Raw genomic sequence first — 20,698 nt, 5'->3', positions numbered from 1 at the left:
ATCGATGAAAACGTGGCGATGGTCGAACGCCGCGACCAGGCGGATATGTTCGGAAAGGAGCATGCCATTGCCGAAGACGTCACCGCTCATATCCCCGACACCCACCACGGTGAAGTCCTGGGTCTGGGTGTCGACGCCAATCTCCCGGAAATGGCGTTTGACCGACTCCCATGCCCCGCGTGCGGTGATGCCCATAGCTTTATGGTCATAGCCGGCCGACCCGCCGGACGCGAAAGCATCGCCCAACCAGAAACCATAAAGGGCGGCAACAGAATTCGCGGTGTCGGAGAATCGTGCGGTTCCCTTGTCCGCCGCGACCACCAGGTAGGTATCGTCGCCATCGCGCCGTACCACCGATGGCGCCGGGAGTACGTCGCCGGTACGTCGATCGATATTGTCGGTCACCGACAATAGCGCGGCGATGAACTCTCGATAGCAGACAACGCCCTCGGGCGCCTGGGCCGCACCGCGCGGGCGCTTGACGACGAATCCACCTTTCGCGCCAACCGGCACGATGACGGCGTTTTTCACCGCTTGCGCTTTGACCAGACCTAGGATTTCGGTGCGGAAGTCCGCGGGTCGGTCCGACCAGCGGAGGCCACCACGCGCGACCGCACCGAATCGAAGGTGCACCCCCTCAACGCGCGGCGAGTAGACGAAGATCTCGTGCTCGGGCCGCGGCTGCGGTGTCTGTGGAATCTCCCTCGGACGCAACTTAAATGCGAGGGCACGACCGAGCGCGTCGGGATCGTCCGGCGCGTCTTCGACATAGAAGTTTGTGCGCGATGTCGCGGTCATCACCGACAACAGCGCGGAGATCACCCGGTCGGCGTCCAGGCTGATGACCTCGCGCAAAGCATCACGCACCGAGGACAGAACCTGTTGACGCAGTTCATCATTGGCCTCACCGGGCCGGAACGAAGCTTTGAAAAGATCACCGAGCAAGCCGGTGATCGCCGGATGTTCACCGAGCACGGTGGCGACATACGCTGCGCCATAGGCGAATCCACATTGCCGCAGATAGGCATGATAGGCCCGCAACATGCTCACGCCGCGCCAATTCAGTCCGCACTGCAGCACCAGTGCGTTGAATGGATCAACGCCGGCGTCACCGCGCCAGATCGCCTCGAAAGCGTCGGTAAACCGTTGGCGCACATCGTCGCTATTACGTTCGCCGATGGTCACGCCCGGCGCGAGAGTCACGCCGAATTCGTATGCCCAACACTCCTCACCATCGGGACGCACGATGTGATACGGATATTCATCGTCAACGTCGAAACCCATGCTTCCCAGCACCGGCAGCATGTCGGTGAGGCTGGCCGACTGCCCGCAGAGGTAGAGGATGAACGTCCATTGATCGTCTTCGGCGTCGGGTTCCTCCAATTCGACGGCGATATCTCCGGGCGTCAACCCCACTACATGCGCGTAGTCTTTGATCGCCTCGGTTGGCGTTCGCTGTTCTTTGTAACTTTCCGGCAGTCCCGCAAGCCACGGTTCCGGGTCGATGCGGCTCGGGACCAATTCCGCGACGCGATCGTCCCAGGTGCGCACCGCCTCCGTGAGTCGATCCTGTAGGTCACGCTGCGCTGGCTCACCGGTGGCGTATACATCCTGGTCGGCGTCACTATTCGCGCGAATCATCACCTGCAGGGCCGCAAGCGGTGACCGGGTCACCAGACCGATGTATTCCATGTCGGTGCCGGCGAATTCGTCGACGATGATTTGCTGCACCCGCAGGCGTAGCGCCGTCGTGTAGCGATCACGCGGGAGGTAGACCATCGCCGACACCATCTGCGCTGGACGATCGGCGCGTACGAATACACGCAACGAGCGCGTGGCGACGGCATCCAAGAGTCCCGCTACCCGACGCGACAGTTCGTCGGCGGGCGTCGCGAACAGTTCATCGAGGGGGTAGGTCTCCAGATGCCCCTCCATGCTGTGCCCGACATAGGAATCCAGGTCGACGCCTGCCTTGTCGAGTACCGCCGCGCCGCGACGTCGAAGTACCGGAATGTCGACCAGCGGCTGGTGCCGCGCGAAAGTCGTCAGGATGCCGACGAAACGATGTTCGCCACTGGCCAGAGCCGTCTCGGCGCCGTCTGATTGTGACCCGATCACCGGAATACGTACGAGGATCACATAATTGGAGCGTTGAATGCCGGTGTGCAGGAAGACCGTCGACACCTGGGGAAACTCCTGGTCGGCGTGTTCTGCCGCACACCGACGGGTGTACTCGCGCAGGTGATCTACCGCCTCGGTGCACCATATTCCGGAGCCGGTTCCCACCTCGTTGCCGTCCGCGTCCACTTCCAGGTGGCCCAGCGGCACGAAATTTCCATCGACAAGCCAATTGACCAGCGCGGCCGCCTCGGTACGCGCAGCATGATCGTCGCCGACACCGCGAACATCACCGCTGCCACAGCCGTCCGCCAGGTCGGCCAGCGTGGCGATGATCTGTGGAGTGTCACGGTGTACGTCGGCGACGCGGCGCACCACGGTGTCGAGTTCGTCGACGAGTTGTGTTTCCGAAAGGTTGGTCCCGCCGCGTGTGACGAGCAGCGAAATCCACGATTCGGGAGTGCCCTCATCGGAATCTGACGTCAGTACCTCCGTCAAGTCGCCGTCGGAGTCGCGTACGACATTGAGTATCGGATGGTCCACGCGAGTGACTGTCAGCCCAAGTGATTCGACGGTGGCGAGCACGGCTTCCACCAACAACGGCATGTCGTCGTTCACCAAGAAGATGCTTAGCGGTCCCCCCGGTGCGTCAACGGCGACCAAATGTTCACCCGGCACTCGCGACTGGCCAACCTCGACATGCCGGCGTACGCGCTCGACATCGGCCGGCAATTGACCGGCCGAGTCGCCGGAAATATCAACCAAGGGTGAGAAATATTTCGAAATCACCTGTGGCACAATAGAAGTCAAACCTGACACCGCCAATCACCTCGTTGTGTAGACAGCACAGACCATTAGCGGTCATCCTACGCAGCGATGGTAGTGATTACCCGTCGGTAACGAATCTTTAGCGGCGGGGTCGGCGGGTCACTCAGGGCGCGGTTGTCATCTGTCGAACATTGGACGCGGGTCGAAGGTGACCCGCACCGCGGTGATCAGGCCGTTCTCAACGTGGGTCCAGTTGGCAACCTGCATCGGCTGTTTGTCGGCGATCTGGAGTTCGGACCACGTCACGACATCGGTGTCGTCGGCTAGCCGGAGGCGCACCTCGTTGCTCGTGGTGGCAGCGAACATTCCGCCCAGCCCGTCGAGGAATTCATCGGGTCCACGCGTCGACCCCAATGCGCCGTCAAAGGTGACGTCGGGGGCAAGGTAGGGGCGCAGCGGTTCGGGATCCCCGTTTGCCCAGCTGGCGAAGTAGAGTTCGGCGATCTCGCTGGGCGCCCGGAAGGTGTTGGTTGTGTTTGTCATAACTCCATGGTCGACGTCACCGAACCATAAGTCCAACAGCTAGTTCTGATCACAGGTATCATTTTCGGTTATGGAACTGCATCAGCTCAGATACGCCCTGGAGGTCAGCCGACGCGGCTCGTTCACCGCCGCGGCCGATGCGATACATGTGAGCCAGCCAGGTGTTTCTGCCCAGGTTGCGAAGCTCGAGCGCGAGTTGGGGCTGCGACTTTTCGAGCGCGGCTCACGCACTGCGACCTTGACGTCGGAAGGGGGCGTGCTGGTGCCGCATATCGCGACGGCCCTCGCGGCCGTAGACCGGATTCGCGTGGTCGCCGACGACCTCGTCGGCATCGCCCGCGGCGAGGTCCGAATCGGAACGATCATTGGCTGCACAATCCCGGGCTACCTCGCCGCGTTCGCCGAATTTCGTCAGGCTCATCCGGGCGTCGTCGTGACAGCCAGCGAAGGCAATTCGGTAGACCTCATCGCGGCACTCGGCTCTGGATCGCTCGACGTTGCGCTGGTGGCCCACACCGAATCGCTACCGGAAGCCTTCGACGTGCACACCGTCGTCGACGAGCCACTGGCTGTCGGGGTGCCTGCTGGCCATCCGTGGGCGACGCGAGGGTCGATCATGCCGCAGGAGTTGGTCGATCACCATGTGCTGACCCTTCCGTCGGGCACCGGCGTCCGTTCCGCCCTGGAAAAGACCTGCGCCGCAATAGGAGCCGAGTTGACGCCTGCTGTGCAGGTCTATTCGCCCGACGCCGCACTCGTCTTAGCCGCGCAGGGTGCGGGAGTCGTAGTCCTCTCCGCGTCGATGATCAGCTCGCCACTGGTGACGGTCGGAATCCGCGGGTCGGAGCATACCTGTCTATCGCTGGCCACGCGGGACGAACCCGGAGCCGCCGCACGCGCCTTTGCCAAGATTCTGCGCACCCGCCTGGATGATCCGCGGTGATGCGACGGCCGGCGAGGGACAAGTCCCCTCACCGCACCTCAAACCGCAGACTTCAGCCGCGCCCAGCGGCCAAGCACTTAGTCGCGGGTCAGCTTCCGGTGCGTTACGCGATGCGGACGCGCGGCATCGGCGCCCAGGCGCTCCACCTTGTTGGCCTCGTAGGCCTCGAAGTTGCCCTCGAACCAAAACCATTGCCCCTCTTCGACATTGCCTTCCCACGCGAGAATGTGGGTACAGGTTCGGTCGAGGAACCAACGGTCGTGGCTGATCACGACGGCGCAGCCCGGGAACTGTTCGAGTGCGTTCTCCAACGAACCGAGGGTTTCGACGTCGAGGTCGTTAGTCGGCTCATCAAGCAGGATCAGGTTGCCGCCCTCTTTCAGGGTTAGCGCCAGGTTCAGGCGGTTGCGCTCACCACCGGAAAGCACCTCCGACCGCTTCTGCTGATCCGGTCCCTTGAAGCCGAATGCGCTCACATATGCGCGCGAGGGCATCTCGTTCTGCCCGACCTCGATGTAGTCGAGTCCATCGGATACGACCTCCCACACCGTCTTCTTGGGATCGATGTTGGCGCGCGACTGATCGACGTAGCTGAGCTTCACCGTCTCGCCGACCTTCACCGTGCCCGAATCCGGTTCTTCCAGACCGACGATGGTCTTGAACAGGGTCGTCTTACCGACGCCGTTTGGTCCGATGACACCGACAATTCCGTTGCGCGGCAATGTGAATGACAGATCCTTGATGAGCACGCGACCGTCGAAGCCCTTGTCGAGATTGTGTACCTCGACAACCACATCCCCCAGGCGCGGCGGCGTAGGAATCTGGATTTCCTCGAAGTCGAGCTTGCGTGTCTTCTCCGCCTCGGTGACCATCTCGTCGTAGCGGGCCAGGCGAGCCTTGTTCTTGGTCTGGCGGGCCTTGGCACCCGACCGAACCCAGGCGAGTTCTTCCTTCAACCGCTTCTGCAGCTTCTGGTCCTTCTTGCCCTGGACTTCCAGGCGCTCAGCCTTCTTCTCCAGGTAGGTCGAGTAATTGCCCTCGTAGGGGTGCAGCTTGCCGCGGTCGACTTCACAGATCCAGCCGGCGACGTGATCGAGGAAGTACCGGTCGTGGGTGACAGCCAGGACCGCACCGGGGTAGCTGGCGAGGAATTGCTCCAGCCACAGGACCGACTCGGCGTCGAGGTGGTTGGTGGGCTCGTCGAGCAGCAGGAGGTCGGGCTTTTGCAGCAGCAGCTTGCATAGCGCGACTCGGCGGCGCTCGCCACCGGACAGATGAGTGACCGGCGAGTCACCGGGCGGACAGCGAAGCGCGTCCATCGCCTGCTCGAGTTGGGAGTCGAGATCCCACGCGTCGGCGTTGTCCAGGTCCTCCTGGAGCTTGCCCATCTCCTCCATGAGTTCGTCGGAGTAGTCAGTTGCCATCAACTCGGCAACCTCGTTATAGCGATCAAGTTTGACCTTGATCTCGCCCATTCCCTCTTCGACGTTCTGCTTGACCGTCTTCTCTTCGTTAAGGGGCGGCTCCTGGAGCAAAATGCCGACGGTCGCCTGGGGGTCGAGGAAGGCTTCGCCGTTAGACGGCTGGTCGATGCCGGCCATGATCTTGAGGATCGATGACTTACCCGCGCCGTTCGGGCCAACAACACCGATCTTGGCGCCCGGGTAGAAGGACATGGTGACATCGTCGAGAATCACCTTGTCGCCGTGCGCTTTTCGCACCTTCTTCATGGTGTAAATGAACTCAGCCATATTCGACCTTCCTAACTGTGGTGTCACGGCGTGTACTGACCGGCGGCACGCACAAGGGCCGCACCCGATCGCTGGTGTCTCTACTCTATCGGCACCTCATCAGCCCAGCGCGGCCGGTCAACGGTCGATCCGCGTCTCGCCGAAAATGCCGATTGGTACAAATCTTGACCTTCATCACAGTGGGCGTGCGGATTCAGGTTCAGATAAGGCAAAGCAATTACGGTAAAGAAAGCGGTCATTCCCGACCTCAACGACGAATCCGTCGTGGATGTCGCCGCTACCTGATCGAACTCCATTGCACAACAATCTGATTCGACCACTTGAGGGGACCATGGCGACCACATCATCGCACCAAGACACACCTGGGCACACCGAGCCCGGAACGTCGCGAGAAGATAACGAGCCAAATCGCGCGCTGCGCAGCATCTTTCGCTACGACCTACCAGCGTCGATCGTCGTCTTCCTGGTGGCCTTGCCACTATCGATCGGTATCGCGATCGCGTCGGGCGCGCCAGTCATGGCCGGACTTCTTGCCGCGATCGTCGGCGGCGTCGTTGTCGGTGCGATTGGCGGCTCCCCTCTGCAGGTCAGCGGCCCGGCCGCTGGGCTGACCGTAGTCGTGGCGACCTTGATCGACCAATTCGGTTGGCAGGTAACGTGTTTCATCACCGTCGCAGCGGGCGTCCTGCAGATCCTGTTCGGCCTCAGCAGAATTGCCCGCGCCGCACTAGCCATCGCTCCCGTCGTGGTCCACGCGATGCTGGCCGGTATCGGCATCACGATCGCCCTGCAGCAGGTTCACGTATTGCTTGGCGGTACTTCGCAGAGCACCGCGTGGGAGAACATCACCGCCGTACCTAGCCAACTGGCCAACCTCCACGTGAACGATCTCCTGATCGGTGCCGCTGTCATCGCCATCCTGCTGGGCTGGAAATACCTGCCGACGTCAGTGCGCCGGATTCCCGGGCCGCTGGCCGCGATCGTCATCGCAACGGCTGCTGCCGCACTATTCGGACTGTCGGTTGAGCGCATTACGCTCGACGGTTCGCTGCTCGACGCGGTCGCACTCCCCTCGCTGCCGCAGGGCGCATGGGGTGGCGTTGCCGTCGGCATCCTGACTGTCGCGTTGATCGCCAGCGTTGAGAGTCTGCTGTCCGCCGTCGCGGTCGACAAGCTTCATACCGGCCCCCGCAGCAACTTCGATCGTGAACTCATCGGCCAAGGATCGGCCAACGTCGTATCCGGGATGATCGGTGGCCTCCCGGTTACCGGCGTCATCGTGCGAAGCTCAACCAACGTCGCCAGTGGCGCGAAAAGCCGCGCGTCGGCCATTCTGCATGGCTTCTGGATCTTGGTCTTCTCGGTGGCGCTCGTCGGTCTGGTGCAGCAGATCCCGAAGTCGGCTCTCGCGGGCCTCTTGATCGTTATCGGCATCCAATTGGTCAAACTCGCACATATCAGGACCGCGCGTCGCACCGGCGACCTCTGGGTCTACGGAGTCACCGTGGCCGCAGTCGTGTTCCTCAATCTCCTCGAAGGCGTCCTCATCGGTCTGGCGCTCGCGGTGGCAATCCTGTTGTGGCGAATCGTTCGGGTCAACGTCGATGCCCGGAACGCCGGTACCGAATCGGAGCCGCGCTGGTTCATCTCCATCACCGGCTCCAGCTCATTCCTCGCGCTGCCGCGCCTCACCAGGGCATTCGGCGAAATTCCGACCGGCTCACCCGTACGCATCGAACTCGACGCCGATTATCTCGACCACGCGTTCTCCGAGGCGATCGAAGATTGGACGAGGCAGCACCGCGCAACCGGTGGGACGGTGGAAATCGTCGAATTGGGTTCGGCGCGCATCGATGCCTCTAAAGCGCAACCACCACGCCGCAGCGCTGCCTCAGCTCACCATCTGCGCGATGCGCTGGCTCCGTGGAACCGACGGCATCGGCCTGGCTCGCAAAGCCATCCGCCCGCGTTGCGACCGTTGCTGGATGGCGTCGACGACTTCCACTCGAATCACGCCGATCTTCTGCGCCCACATCTCACGCGGCTTGCCGACAGCCAGGATCCGGACTCGTTCTTCCTGACCTGCTCGGATTCTCGCGTGGTACCCAATGTGATCACCGCGAGCGGCCCGGGTGACCTATTCACGGTGCGCAACGTGGGGAACTTGGTTCCGGTCGACAACGATGTCTCGGTGGACTCAGCACTCGCATTCGCCATTGATGAGCTCAACGTCTCGTCGGTGATCATCTGCGGACATTCCGGGTGTGGAGCGATGAACGCGTTACTGTCCAATAGTGTTGCCGCGCAACCTATTCAAGAGTGGCTAGGCCACGCTGAGCCCTCACTGTCGGCATTTCGCGCGGGGCATCCCGTCGCCAGAGCCGCGGCCACCGAAGGCTTTAGCGAAGTCGACCAGCTCGCAATGGTCAACGTCGCGATCGGATTGCAGACGCTGCAGCGGCACGCGGTCGTCGGCCGAGCGCGAGCCGAAGGTCGGGTACGCATCGCCGGGCTATTCTTCGACATCGGCACCGCACGCGTCCTGGAGGTCACTACCAGCGGGATTCGGCATCTCGCCGACGACGCCGATCTTCCCGAGTCAGAATCGACGGTCGAGGCGGCAGGCAGCGGCGGGCACTAGTTGCCAGCGATACCGGCTGAACTCTGCAACTAAGCGTCACGCAAAGGGGATACTCCCCTCGCCGGCGACCACGCTGCAGAGTTCAGCCGCCCCCAACTGGAACCGCCGGAGCCTCCTCTCTCCGATCAGCTCACGCAGCCGCCCCCTGGTCGAGTCCATCGGCGCTGCCCGCGCCCACAACCGCAGCGGGAGACGAATTTTCTTCAGCCACCGGCGCTGGCTGGACGGACGGCTCGTAGACCGGCGTCCCACGATAGGTCACCACGCAACGACTTAGATCCAGTCCGACCGAAGCCGCCGACATTTCCAAATCCTGACGCTTGGTCCCGTCCGACGCGACGTACTCATTGGTCTTGATCTGACCGTGGGCGATCACCGGGCGCCCTTTGGCAATCGCGAGCCCGACGCCGGCGATCAGTCGCCGCCAGCAACTGATCGTCAGGTACAGCGTCGGCCCGTCCGACCAGACATTGTTCTGCTTGTCGTGGCGTCGGGAATTGCACGCGACGCGAAAGGAGATGACCTCCTCGCCCGCCACGGTGCGTCGACGCCGCGGATCTGAAATGACCGTCCCGATGACGGTGGTGTATGTCTCAAACATTGATCGACTCCTCCACTGTGACAACAGTTTTGCTGGCAACCACGCCGGCGTGGTCCGTCCAGCATCACCGGCGCCACCGACGAACAGAGCCTCAGCAACGCCCCGATCAAGCGCATCTGGGGATAACCGGCATTCTGTGGACGATGGCGAGGAATCCGAGGTATTCGCCCTCGATTCGCGTGGCGACGATCCACGCAACAGGGTACGGTTCCGAGCTCTCTGGGAAGAGAACGCGGTCTCACACGCTCGCTGCGTCAACGTCTGGGCGCAACTAACCTTTGCGGTTGAGCTGCTTAAGCATTTCGTTGTAGCTATCGAGGTCGGCGTCGTGATCGCGCTCGGCATTACGGTCAAATCGCTTGGCCTGCTTGTTATCCTGCCTGCTCCACTGCACCAGCAACGAAAGCATGACAATGACTAGTGGGATTTCCCCAGCGGCCCAAGCGATTCCGCCACCGAGGCGCTGATCGTCGAACAGGCTGTATGCCCACGGCAGATTCAAATTGCGATAGTAACTCTCAGCGATTACGTCGCTGCTCATCATCAACGCGACACCGAAGAAGGCGTGAAAGGGCAAGGTGCCGAGCACCATTGCTAGTTTCGCGATCGGCGACAACTGGCGCGGCGCGGGATCGATTCCGATGACCAGCCAGTAGAAGACATAGCCACTAATCAGGAAATGCGCGTTCATCGCCAGATGCGCTGCGTGATAATCCGCCGCGAGCGCGAACAAACCGCCGAGATACAGCACATAGAAGCTGCCGACGAAAAGGACAACTGCGACAATCGGATTGGCGGCGATCTTCGCGAACTTGCTATGGATCGCCGACTGGATCCATTCACGCGGTCCGGGTGGATTGCCGCGTCCCGCAACAGGAAGAGCGCGCAGCGCGAGCGTCACCGGACCACCCAATACCAGCAGAACTGGAATCAGCATCGACAAAATCATATGGCCGATCATGTGAATGCTGAACATCGCCGGGCCGTATACCCCTAGTCCCGACGATGACGCGAATAGCAGTGCCAGACAGCCCAATACCCATGCGACCGTCCGGCCGACCGGCCAGGCGTCACCGCGTCGCCGAAGCCGGTACACACCACGCAGGTATGTCAGGCACAGCACGATTGCGGCGGTGCCAAAGATGAGGTCGAAACGCCAGTCGCCGACGATGCGTCCGAACGTCGGCGGAGCGTCAATACGGTAGCCGATCACCGTCTCCGCTGGGGTCAACTGGGATGTGTCGATGGGCGGTGGCGGTGTCTTCGAGAGCCCCGCGGCGATGCCGAAAGTGACTGCGAAAACTAAAGATTCGACGAGCGCGAAGCGGACGAACAAACCACGCCGAGGGTCGGCGTCGTCGGAGTCGAGGGATGAGATCGTGCGGCGTCGGTGCCATGCGCCCAATGCACCGAGGACCACCAGCGCAACCACTTTCGCCAAGACGATCCGGCCGTATAGATCACTGAACAGATCACCCACCGGTACGCGGATTAGTGCGTTCACGACACCGCTGATACCGACGACGATGATGCACCAGAACGCGACTCGTGAGAATCGTCGGACGGCGAGCGCGCGCCAATGACCGCCTGCGAATGCGTAGGTCGCCACAGCGAACAGGCCACCCATCCAGACCGCCGCGCCGCCGATGTGCAGGATTAGGCTGTTAGTACCGAGGTCGTGATCGCCGCCCGCCGATGAGTGCCCGGCGAGAGCGACCGGCAACAGCGATGCGGACGCCAGAATCAGCACGGCGAACACCCATCCCCATCGCAGGGTGACGCGCGCGGCAATCGCGGTTAATACCGCGAGCACCGCCGTCCAGGCCCAAGTCCGGGCGTCGGCGACCTGGCCGTAGGCGGTGATCAAATTGTGCACGTGCAGCGTCTTCGACAGTGACTGCCCACTGACGTTGGAGATCGACAACGGAATCAACAAGACGGCGCAGACAGCCCAGATGATCGAGGCCATCGACGCGATCTTGACCGCGCGATAACCGCCGATGTCGAGCAGACCATCCCGCTGCGGCGGGACGAAGAATGCGGCGAAAACCGCTGAGCCAAGCGCGATCGACGCACTGAGCTGTCCTAACGCGGTAAGCGCGGGCAGGCCGTACGTGGTGATAGGACCGGGATCGGGAACGCCTGCCAGGGCAATCGCCGACGATGCCGATAACGCGGTGACCGCGACTGCGACAATCGCGCCAACCCACCCAAGTACCCAGGTCAGCGCACCTACGACGCCGCGTTGAGAATCCATCGCGTCGCGCACGGGTGCCTCGATCGTCATGAACCCCACTGTATTCGGCGGTAGGTGTGGCCTAACTGAGAGGCTCGCCGAGCCCGGCCGAGAACCACCTGCGACGCGTTGTCGTATACTCGCCTGGCCGTACCACGCCTCCGTAGCTCAGTTGGATAGAGCAAGGGCCTTCTAATCCCTAGGTCGCAGGTTCGATTCCTGCCGGGGGCACTCTTACGCTAGACGGAGCTCCAAGATCCTCGACCGACAAGAGAACTCCTAATACTGCGCTACTTGAGAGTGGAACCCAAGCAGCGGCTCAGACGGGCAACGTGAGGGTCGGTACGACCCGACAGGAGGTGTCTTCATGATCAAGGTCTTAGCGTTCGATACATTCGGCACCGTCACCGATTGGCACACCGGTGTGAGTAATGTTCTCGCACAAAAGTTCCCGACGATCGATGGCTCGCAACTCGCGCGCGATTGGCGACAAACGTATGCCCCGGCACTGGCAGAGGTCGAGTCAGGAGTTCGGGAGTGGGCACTGCTCGACGAACTCCACCGCGAAACGCTGGATCGTCTCCTCCGCGATTCGTACGGCGTCGTAGCAACCCCAACACAACTCGACGCCGCCGTTCACGCCTGGCATGTGATCCCTGGCTGGCCAGATGCGGCCGACAGCATCCGCAGGCTCAAGTCGAAGTTCATCGTCACCGCGCTCAGCAACGGCAACGTCGCGCTGCTGACCGAAATGGCGAAGCACAACGGATTCGAGTGGGACTTCATCGGCGGCGCCGACCTCTGGCACCACTACAAACCTGCCAGCGAGGTCTATCTCGGAATCGCCGAGCTCATGCGGGTTCGCCCCGACGAGGTACTGATGGTCGCCGCGCATAGCGCCGATCTCGCGGCAGCGCGGTCATGTGGACTGCAGACCGCATACATCGAGCGCCCATACGAATGGGGTCCCGAAGCCAAGGAGGAGCTTCCAAGTCCGCTTGACGCTTTCCGGGCGACGGGAATGGACGATCTCGCAGACCAATTGGGTTGCTAGTCAACTCAGATCCGTCACACGGACTTAAGGACATAACCAACATTCGGAGCTAGAGCCGGACGTCCCGGTGCAACGTTGATGCAACCTTCCGCTAAATAGTGTCTCCACTCACAGTTGGCTGGCGAAGTGCTACTGATCACTGCCACTGACACGTCCCGGTCACACGGCCGACACAGCCAAGTGACCGCGACGGGCTTTTCTTGACACGGATGCTGATCGCACCGTGCCACGCGCGCATCACGCGCCCTAGCCGAGGAGACCCGTGACCGAGATCCATCGCGGCGGTATCGACGAGACCGTCGAGTCCGACGACTACCTGGCCAAACGCACACTGAGATCAGGGTCGGCAGGGTGGGTCCTACTGGCCGGCCTCGGCGTGAGCTATGTGATTTCCGGCGACTACGCCGGCTGGAACAACGGGTTAACCGAAGGCGGCTTTGGCGGCCTGGGGATCGCCGCGATCATCATCGCGGGCATGTATTTGGCGATGGTGCTCGGTATGGCGGAGTTGTCGTCGGCTCTTCCCGCAGCCGGCGGCGGCTACACCTTTGCCCGACGCGCGCTCGGTCCGTGGGGCGGATTCGCAACTGGCACAGCCATTCTCATCGAATACGCCATCGCCCCGGCAGCCATCGCCACTTTCATCGGCGGCTACGTGGAATCCCTCAACCTCTTCGGCATCACCGACGGATGGTGGGTGTACCTGGCGGTCTACGCGATCTTCATCGGCATCCATCTGACAGGCGCCGGCGAAGCACTCAAGGCGATGTTTGTCATTACCGCCATCGCGCTCGTCGGGTTGGTGATCTTCGCGATCGCCGCCATCGGTCATTTCGACTGGTCCAACCTCACCAACATCGCCCCGACCGACGCTGTCGGGGCCGGCGATTGGCTCCCGCACGGCTACCTCGGCATCTGGGCCGCGATTCCCTTCGCCATCTGGTTCTTCCTCGCCATCGAGGGTGTGCCACTCGCCGCCGAAGAAGCTCGTGAACCCGAGAAAAACGTCCCGCGAGGCATCATCATCGCGATGATGATGTTGATCGTCACCGGCGCGGCGGTGTTCTGGCTTGCGACCGGAGCCCTCGGCGCCAACGAAACATCAACTGCCGCAGACCCTCTCGTGCAGGCACTTGGCGACTCCGGCGTCGCCAAAGTCGTCAACTACATCGGTCTGGCCGGTCTGGTCGCCAGCTTCTTCTCCATCATGTATGCCTATTCCCGACAAACTTTCGCATTGTCGCGCGCCGGATACCTGCCAAAGGGCTTGTCGGTCACCAATTCTCGCAAGGCTCCGACGTTGGCTCTCATCGTGCCCGGCGTGGTCGGCTTCATCCTGTCACTCACCGGCGAAGGCGCGATGTTGCTGAACATGGCTGTCTTCGGCGCAGCCCTGTCCTACGTGCTCATGATGATCAGCCACATCGTGCTTCGCGTTCGCGAGCCATCGATGCCCCGCCCGTACCGCACGCCCGGCGGTATTGTCACCACCGGCTTCGCCCTGCTCATCGCAGCGGTCGCGGTCATCGCCACCTTCCTCGTCTCCCCCACCGCGGCACTCTGGACGCTCGGCGCATTCGTGGTCTTCATGCTGTACTTCGCGCTGTACAGTCGGCATCACCTGGTGGCCAACTCTCCGGATGAGGAGTTCGCCGCACTCGCCGAGGCCGAAAAGGAACTCGAATGATCCGCACCCAGAGACTCGCGGGTGTCACCTACACGTTCTCGTCAATGGTCGACCTACTCGCCAAGGCCACCCCGGCGCGTTCGGGCGATGTGCTCGCCGGATGTGCGGCAGAGTCCGACGCCGAGCGAGCGGCGGCACAATGGGCACTCGCCGATGTTCCGCTCACCGCCTTTCTCGACGAACTCGTCGTGCCCTACGAGACCGACGAGGTAACTCGCCTCATCATCGACACCCACGATCGGACCGCATTCGCACCGCTTTCGGCACTGACTGTCGGTGGTCTACGCGATCACCTACTCGCGACCGTCACCCGACCCGACGCCGCCGCCCGATTCGCGGCGATGTCACCGGGTCTCACGCCCGAGATGGTCGCCGCGGTCAGTAAATTGATGCGCAACCAAGATCTCATCGCCGTCTCGCGAGCAATAGTGGTATACAGCGCATTTCGCACCACAATCGGACAACCAGGCACTCTTGCGACGCGGCTGCAACCCAACCATCCGACCGACGATCCACTGGGAATAGCAGCCGCGACGCTCGACGGGTTACTACTCGGCTGCGGCGATGCCGTAATTGGCATCAATCCGGCCACCGACTCGCCGCGCGCGACGTCGGACCTCCTGCATCTGCTCGACGACATCCGTACCCGCTACCAGATTCCCACCCAGTCGTGCGTGCTGAGCCATGTGACCACGACGGTCGGGCTCATCGAGGCCGGCGCACCGGTCGATCTGGTATTCCAGTCGATCGCCGGCACCGAAGGCGCCAATTCCGCTTTCGGCGTTGGAGTTTCACTTCTGGACGAGGCAAACGAAGCCGGCCGCTCGCTGAAGCGAGGCACCGTCGGCGACAATGTCATGTACCTGGAGACCGGCCAGGGATCGGCACTTTCATCCGGCACTCATCTGGGCACCGGCGGTGTACCCGTCGATCAACAGACGCTCGAAACGCGCGCCTACGGCTTGGCACGCCACCTAGAGCCATTGCTGGTCAATACCGTAGTGGGTTTCATCGGCCCCGAATATCTCTACGACGGCAAGCAAATCATCCGCGCCGGACTCGAGGATCACTTCTGCGGCAAGCTACTTGGGCTGCCGATGGGCGTCGACGTCTGCTACACCAATCACGCCGAAGCCGACCAAGATGACATGGACACCCTCCTTACTCTGCTCGGTACGGCCGGTGTCGCATTCGTCATCACCGTGCCCGGCGCCGACGATGTAATGCTCGGCTATCAGTCGTTGGCTTTCCACGACGCGCTCTATGCGCGGCGCACCCTCGGCCTGCGCCCCGCACCCGAATTCGATGCCTGGCTACGCGCGCAAGGCATGACTGACGAGACCGGAGCATTGCGAAACCTATCCCTCGACTCCTCGCCGCTGCGGGCGCTGACTGAAACGATCACTCGATGACGAGTCCCGACTTCTGGTCATCACTCCGACCCGCTACTCAAGCTCGAATCGGCTTGGGTAGAGCGGGTGATTCGCTACCAACCGAGCGGGTGATCGAGTTCGCCGCCGCCCACGCCGCGGCGCGCGACGCCGTACATCTCCCCCTCGATATCAATGAATTGACCAGCGCCCTAAGCGAATTGAATCTCGGCGCCCCGCGATCGGTAACCAGCCTCGCGACCGGTCGCGGCGAATATCTGCGACGACCCGATCTCGGTCGTCAGCCCGCCGATCTCGACGTTCTGTCCAACTCCCCCGGCTACGACGTCGCAATCATCCTGGCCGACGGCCTATCACCTCGTGCGGTCGGCACCCACGGGCCGGCGATGGTTGCGGCGCTCACCACCGAATTAGCACCGGATCTCACCATCGCACCGCCTGTCATCGCCACTCAGGCTCGAGTCGCGCTAGGCGATCACATCGCTGCCGCACTGGCCGCGACGACGGCGCTTGTGCTCATCGGCGAGCGGCCCGGACTCTCCGTCGCCGACAGTCTCGGCATCTATCTGACACACCGTCCACAGCCGGGTCGCAGTGACGCGGAACGTAATTGCATCTCGAATATCCATCCGCCCGATGGACTGGGTTACACCGAGGCGGCACGCGTCGTAGCGAGTCTAGTCATCGGCGCCCGGCGACTGGGCCGCTCGGGAGTCGACCTGAAGGATTCGTCCCGCGATGCCATCGAGACGGTGACGACAACGGCACTGAACTAACCGGCACTGAACTAGAGCGCCCGGCTTCTAACCAACGATCAACTCCCACAAGCCATCCGCACCGACCCGCTCGGCTTCTTGCGCGACCACGTCATCCCAATGCTGAGTCGAGCCGAACTCCGCACACCAACTCAGTGCCGGCATTGTGTAACGGTGCAGCCGGTGCTCAACCGTGGTGCCGATCGCGCCGAGAGTTTGATGGGCGTTACGAACAACCGTCGATGCCGCGTGACCCGCGCAAGAACGGGCAACCGCGACGTCGAACCGCAGGCGCTCCAGAGCGGTAGCCCCCGCCTCATAGGCATCGGCCGTCGCCACCGCGGCGTCGACGGTTGCCGCCGTCAGTGCGGTCTGCGCCGCCGAGTCGGCCAACACCTGTTGCAGGGCCTGGAATTTCGCCAGCGGCCGGCCGAACTGGGTCCGCGTCGTCACATGCTCGGTAGTGATGTTGTTGATCTCGGCGAGTGCACCGGCGACCTGAATAGAACGGCACAGCGCACCACGCAGCATGAATAACTCGCCGGTGTGCGCGTCGACCTCCGCGTCGCCCTGGTGGGCGGCACTCACTGTCCACTCTTCGCCCAATTTCGCCAGCGTCACAACACTTTCTGCTCCGTCTACCCGCTCGACCGCGATTTCGCGCCCAGCGTCGTCGATCAACCCAGCGCCACGCAGCACCGCGTCGTCGGAAAGACCGGCACGCCGCAGTAGCCAACCGGCCAGCACATCGCTTCCCACTATTCCAGTCGTAACCGATTGTCGTGCAGCGGTTTCCAGTACGACGGCAACTTCGCGCCAGCCAGCTTCACTGCCGCCCGACGACGCCGGAGCTAACAATCGGGCAAGGCCAATGTCATCGAGCTGCTGCCATCGGTCCACCGGTGACAGGTCCGCCGATGCGGCGAGGCGTGCGAAGACGTCGCGCACCGTCGATACGAAAACCGGATCCAGGTCGTTCATCGCAGCCCCAACTCCTTGGCGATGACACCGCGCAGCACCTCATTTGTGCCGCCCCGCAACGTGAATCCGGGGCGTTGTATCACTGCGTGGTCAGCCAGCTCACGTAACGGGGCGGGCCCGTCGCGGCCGACAATGCGATCCGCCAATTCGGCGATATCGCCCTCCGCCGACGTGCCGAGTACTTTCACCACCGCGGCCGCCGAAGAAACGGAGTCACCGCGCTGCAACGCGCCCGACACCGCCGACGACATCCGGTGCAGCCCGGCGAGTCTGGCGATATGCGACCCGATGTCGCTGTGCCGCGGCACGTCCCCCGACGACGCGGCGCCAACCAGCCCGGCGAGCAGCCGGTACGTCGACAGAAAACGTTCAGGTCCACTGCGTTCATAAGACAACTCCGACGTCACCTGTGTCCACCCCTCGCCGATCGTGCCGAGCACCATGTCGTCGGGAACGAACACGTCATCAAGATGTACCTCGTTGAAATGGTGTGCGCCATCCATCGACAGAATCGGCGAGATGGTGATGCCGTCACTATCGAGCGGAACGATGAACTGGCTAAGTCCCGCATGCCGATTCGCAGGGTCAACGGGCTCGGTGCGCGCGAGCAGAAAGAATGCGTGCGCCAGATGTGCTCCCGACGTCCACACCTTGGTGCCCGACACCCGCCACCCACCGTCGGCTCGAATACCCCGGGTCCGCACCGAAGCCAAGTCGGAACCGGCGTCGGGCTCACTCATACCGATCGCCCAAAAGAGCTTTCCCGCAGCGATTTCCGGCAGATACCGTCGCTTTTGCGGCTCGGTCCCGTACCGCAACAACGACGGTGCGGCCTGACGATCAGCGATCCAATGTGCCGCGACCGGCGCACCAGCCGCGAGCAGTTCCTCGGTGACCACGAATCGTTCGGTGAACGAGCGGCCGTGACCGCCGTACTCGACTGGAATAGTCATGCCCAGCCATCCACGACCGGCAAGCGCACGAGTGAATTCCTCATCCCATCCGCGAAGCCACGTGTCGACGCCGGGAGTGAACGCTCCAGCGGCCAATTGCTCGCTAATGAACTCGCGAACCTCACGTCGAAGCTCAACCAGCGCAGCACTTTCCGGTACATAGCCGGGAACGAGGGACATCTTAGTTACCCGTGTAGTTGCCGTCACGACGCTCGATGAAAGCGCTTACCGCTTCGCGATGATCCTCGGTATGATGTGCGATCGCCTGCATCGTCGCCGACATTTCCAAGAGTTGGTCCAGACTCTGGTGCTGCGCCTCACGGAGAAGCTTCTTGGCCATCCGCACCGCGATCGGCGGATTGACCGCGATTCGACGAGCCAATTCCGTTGCCTCGGAGAGCAATTCGTCTGGCGGCACAACTCGAGAGACGATGCCCCACTCCAACGCCGTCGCCGCGTCTACTCGATCACCGGTCAAAGCCATCTCGGCCGCACGCGCAGGTCCGACGATCCGCGGCAACAGCCAGGCGCCGCCGTCGCCCGGAATGATGCCCAGCTTGACGAAGCTCTCGGCAAAGAATGCCGACGTGGACGCGATGCGCAGATCGCACATCAGCGATAGGTCGCACCCGGCTCCCACCGCCGGACCGTTTACCGCTGCGACGATCGGGACTTCGCACGTATAGAACGCGCGGGGAATGCGCTGAATACCGTCGCGATAACCGACACGCTGCTGGTGCGATGCTCCGCCGAATAGGCCGACGCCCGCTGCCATGTCTTTGACATTGCCGCCCGCCGAGAATGCCGAACCAGCGCCGGTCAACACGATGACCCGCACCGACGTATCGCGGTTGACTCGCTCGATACCTGCGACCAGCGCGTCGATCATGTCGTCACCCGATATCGCGTTGCGCGTCTCCGGCGAGTTGAGCGTCCAGATCTCGATCGCGCCATCACGCGTAACCAGGAGCGGCGAGGTGGGCTCGGGTGTGGTGTCCGTCATACCTATACGTTTACCCGGCCACCGTATTCATACTCGCCGCGCCCCCACCACGGTCGGCCGATGCCACTCAGAGCAGTTCGAGAATGGTGGCATTGGCCATGCCACCGGCTTCGCACATCGTCTGCAGCCCATAGCGAATACCGTTGTCGCGCATGTGATGGACCAATCTTGTCATCAAGATCGCGCCCGATCCGCCCAGCGGGTGACCTACCGAGATCGCGCCACCGAGCGGGTTGAGCACATCGTCACTCGCACCCATTTCGGCCTGCCAGGCAAGTGGCACGGGCGCGAAGGCTTCGTTCACTTCGAACGCGCCGACGTCGCCGATCGATAGCCCAGAACGCTTGAGCGCCTTGGCAGTTGCCGCGATCGGCGCCGAAAGCATGATGACCGGGTCGTCACCGGCGAGCACGGCCGTGTGGATGCGAGCGATCGGCGTCCACCCGTTTTGCGCGGCGAGTTCACCGGTAGTGATCAGCAGCCCACCCGAACCATCGGAGATCTGGGAGGAGTTGCCCGCGGTAATCACCCCGTCTTCGGCGAATGCCGTCCGCAATCCGGCTAGTTTCTCGGCCGTCGTGCCGCGTCGCAAACCCTCATCCTGCGCGAGGCCACCCGCAAACGGCGCCAACTGCGCATCGAATGCCCCCGAATCGATTGCCGCAGCTGTTCGTTCATGCGACCGCGCAGAGTAGTCGTCAACCTGCGCACGACTCATCGCCCACTTCTTGGCCATCAGCTCCGCGCCCAGTCCTTGATTGAACCCGTCAACGCCGTAGCGGTCCAAAACCGAAGCGGGATATGGCTTTCCGTCGCCACGTGCGGACCCCATCGGCACCCGAGTCATCGATTCGACGCCGCCGGCGATCACGTAGTCGTAATGCCCGGCGATCACTCCGGCGGCCGCGAAATGGACGGCCTGTTGGGCAGATCCACACCTGCGGTCGACGACGGTGGCCGGCACCGATTCGGGCCAGCCGGCGGCAAGTACACCGACGCGGCCGATACTGCCCGCCTGGTCGCCGACCTGGCTCACGCAACCCCAGACGACGTCATCGATCATCGCCGGCTCAAAACCGACTCGTTGCTGTAGGGCGCTGAGCACGTGTGCGGTCATATCACCCGGATGTACGTCGGCAAGGGCGCCATTACGCTTTCCAATTGGCGTACGCACGGCGTCGACGATTACGGCATCCCGCATAGTTAACCTCCAGATCAGGGACCGACCGCGGCCAGACCACCAAGCAAGCATTTGGTTGTGATCCACCATACG

General features: G+C 62.5%; 15 protein-coding genes and 1 tRNA gene. 7 read left to right on the top strand and 9 right to left on the bottom strand.

Annotation, left to right across the window (positions count from 1 at the left end):
- The coding region (locus GOEFS_RS07945; protein WP_138917936.1) for an NAD-glutamate dehydrogenase domain-containing protein at window positions 1–2,907 on the bottom strand (2,907 nt) is incomplete at its 3' end.
- Between the two features lie 156 nt (window positions 2,908–3,063).
- Window positions 3,064–3,429, bottom strand: coding sequence for a nuclear transport factor 2 family protein (locus tag GOEFS_RS07940; RefSeq protein WP_007317380.1), 366 nt, complete (start codon window positions 3,427–3,429; stop codon window positions 3,064–3,066).
- Between the two features lie 70 nt (window positions 3,430–3,499).
- Here GOEFS_RS07940 and GOEFS_RS07935 point away from each other — a divergent pair, with 70 nt between their 5' ends.
- Entirely contained in the window at window positions 3,500–4,372 is an 873-nt protein-coding gene (locus GOEFS_RS07935) for a LysR family transcriptional regulator (RefSeq protein ID WP_007317379.1), read from the top strand.
- A 77-nt stretch (window positions 4,373–4,449) separates the two neighbouring features.
- Here the strand turns inward: GOEFS_RS07935 and ettA are convergent, their stop codons facing one another.
- Entirely contained in the window at window positions 4,450–6,123 is a 1,674-nt protein-coding gene (ettA, locus tag GOEFS_RS07930; protein ID WP_007317378.1) for an energy-dependent translational throttle protein EttA, read from the bottom strand.
- 331 nt (window positions 6,124–6,454) lie between these two features.
- Between ettA and GOEFS_RS07920 the strand changes: the two genes are divergently transcribed.
- Entirely contained in the window at window positions 6,455–8,764 is a 2,310-nt protein-coding gene (locus tag GOEFS_RS07920; protein WP_007317377.1) for a SulP family inorganic anion transporter, read from the top strand.
- A gap of 130 nt (window positions 8,765–8,894) precedes the next feature.
- Here the strand turns inward: GOEFS_RS07920 and GOEFS_RS07915 are convergent, their stop codons facing one another.
- Together GOEFS_RS07915 and GOEFS_RS07910 are read right to left on the bottom strand one after the other, a co-directional pair.
- The gene (locus GOEFS_RS07915; protein WP_007317376.1) at window positions 8,895–9,365 is read right to left on the bottom strand and encodes a single-stranded DNA-binding protein; all 471 of its coding nucleotides are present in this window, start codon (window positions 9,363–9,365) and stop codon (window positions 8,895–8,897) included.
- A gap of 271 nt (window positions 9,366–9,636) precedes the next feature.
- Entirely contained in the window at window positions 9,637–11,652 is a 2,016-nt protein-coding gene (locus GOEFS_RS07910; protein WP_007317375.1) for a bifunctional copper resistance protein CopD/cytochrome c oxidase assembly protein, read from the bottom strand.
- Between the two features lie 106 nt (window positions 11,653–11,758).
- Between GOEFS_RS07910 and GOEFS_RS07905 the strand changes: the two genes are divergently transcribed.
- The 5 genes from GOEFS_RS07905 to eutC all read left to right on the top strand — a co-directional run bounded on the left by GOEFS_RS07905 (window position 11,759) and on the right by eutC (window position 16,509).
- Window positions 11,759–11,832, top strand: a tRNA-Arg gene (locus GOEFS_RS07905).
- Window positions 11,833–11,968: 136 nt separating this feature from the next.
- Complete coding sequence (locus tag GOEFS_RS07900) at window positions 11,969–12,655, top strand: haloacid dehalogenase type II (protein ID WP_007317374.1); 687 nt, start codon at window positions 11,969–11,971, stop codon at window positions 12,653–12,655.
- 262 nt (window positions 12,656–12,917) lie between these two features.
- Complete coding sequence (eat, locus tag GOEFS_RS07895; RefSeq protein WP_007317373.1) at window positions 12,918–14,342, top strand: ethanolamine permease; 1,425 nt, start codon at window positions 12,918–12,920, stop codon at window positions 14,340–14,342.
- Window positions 14,339–15,754, top strand: coding sequence for an ethanolamine ammonia-lyase subunit EutB (locus GOEFS_RS07890; RefSeq protein ID WP_007317372.1), 1,416 nt, complete (start codon window positions 14,339–14,341; stop codon window positions 15,752–15,754). Before eat ends, GOEFS_RS07890 begins: the two co-directional genes overlap by 4 nt.
- Entirely contained in the window at window positions 15,751–16,509 is a 759-nt protein-coding gene (gene eutC / locus GOEFS_RS07885) for an ethanolamine ammonia-lyase subunit EutC (protein ID WP_007317371.1), read from the top strand. The genes GOEFS_RS07890 and eutC overlap by 4 nt, the downstream gene beginning before the upstream one ends.
- Before the next feature lie 27 nt (window positions 16,510–16,536).
- Here eutC and GOEFS_RS07880 read toward each other — a convergent pair whose 3' ends face one another.
- From GOEFS_RS07880 to GOEFS_RS07865, 4 genes are all read right to left on the bottom strand, one after another.
- On the bottom strand, window positions 16,537–17,469 hold the full coding sequence (locus GOEFS_RS07880; RefSeq protein WP_007317370.1) for an acyl-CoA dehydrogenase family protein: 933 nt from the start codon (window positions 17,467–17,469) through the stop codon (window positions 16,537–16,539).
- Entirely contained in the window at window positions 17,466–18,602 is a 1,137-nt protein-coding gene (locus GOEFS_RS07875; RefSeq protein WP_007317369.1) for an acyl-CoA dehydrogenase family protein, read from the bottom strand. The genes GOEFS_RS07880 and GOEFS_RS07875 overlap by 4 nt, the downstream gene beginning before the upstream one ends.
- A gap of 1 nt (window position 18,603) precedes the next feature.
- Complete coding sequence (locus GOEFS_RS07870; protein WP_007317368.1) at window positions 18,604–19,425, bottom strand: crotonase/enoyl-CoA hydratase family protein; 822 nt, start codon at window positions 19,423–19,425, stop codon at window positions 18,604–18,606.
- A 67-nt stretch (window positions 19,426–19,492) separates the two neighbouring features.
- On the bottom strand, window positions 19,493–20,626 hold the full coding sequence (locus GOEFS_RS07865; protein WP_007317367.1) for a thiolase family protein: 1,134 nt from the start codon (window positions 20,624–20,626) through the stop codon (window positions 19,493–19,495).
- Between the last annotated feature and the right edge of the window lie 72 nt (window positions 20,627–20,698).

Source organism: Gordonia effusa NBRC 100432, assembly GCF_000241305.1.
GTDB lineage: Bacteria > Actinomycetota > Actinomycetes > Mycobacteriales > Mycobacteriaceae > Gordonia > Gordonia effusa.
The sequence above is the reverse complement of the archived record's forward strand: the minus strand, read 5'-3'. Positions and strand labels throughout refer to the sequence as shown.

Bases quoted from the DNA above. Each gene is read 5' to 3' on its own strand.
- GOEFS_RS07870 (WP_007317368.1), bottom strand. From the start codon at position 19,425: ATGACGGACACCACACCCGAGCCCACCTCGCCGCTCCTGGTTACGCGT.
- GOEFS_RS07880 (WP_007317370.1), bottom strand. From the start codon at position 17,469: ATGAACGACCTGGATCCGGTTTTCGTATCGACGGTGCGCGACGTCTTC.
- GOEFS_RS07875 (WP_007317369.1), bottom strand. From the start codon at position 18,602: ATGTCCCTCGTTCCCGGCTATGTACCGGAAAGTGCTGCGCTGGTTGAG.
- GOEFS_RS07920 (WP_007317377.1), top strand. From the start codon at position 6,455: ATGGCGACCACATCATCGCACCAAGACACACCTGGGCACACCGAGCCC.
- eutC (WP_007317371.1), top strand. From the start codon at position 15,751: ATGACGAGTCCCGACTTCTGGTCATCACTCCGACCCGCTACTCAAGCT.
- GOEFS_RS07910 (WP_007317375.1), bottom strand. From the start codon at position 11,652: ATGACGATCGAGGCACCCGTGCGCGACGCGATGGATTCTCAACGCGGC.
- GOEFS_RS07935 (WP_007317379.1), top strand. From the start codon at position 3,500: ATGGAACTGCATCAGCTCAGATACGCCCTGGAGGTCAGCCGACGCGGC.
- GOEFS_RS07915 (WP_007317376.1), bottom strand. From the start codon at position 9,365: ATGTTTGAGACATACACCACCGTCATCGGGACGGTCATTTCAGATCCG.
- GOEFS_RS07900 (WP_007317374.1), top strand. From the start codon at position 11,969: ATGATCAAGGTCTTAGCGTTCGATACATTCGGCACCGTCACCGATTGG.
- GOEFS_RS07865 (WP_007317367.1), bottom strand. From the start codon at position 20,626: ATGCGGGATGCCGTAATCGTCGACGCCGTGCGTACGCCAATTGGAAAG.
- GOEFS_RS07940 (WP_007317380.1), bottom strand. From the start codon at position 3,429: ATGACAAACACAACCAACACCTTCCGGGCGCCCAGCGAGATCGCCGAA.
- GOEFS_RS07890 (WP_007317372.1), top strand. From the start codon at position 14,339: ATGATCCGCACCCAGAGACTCGCGGGTGTCACCTACACGTTCTCGTCA.
- ettA (WP_007317378.1), bottom strand. From the start codon at position 6,123: ATGGCTGAGTTCATTTACACCATGAAGAAGGTGCGAAAAGCGCACGGC.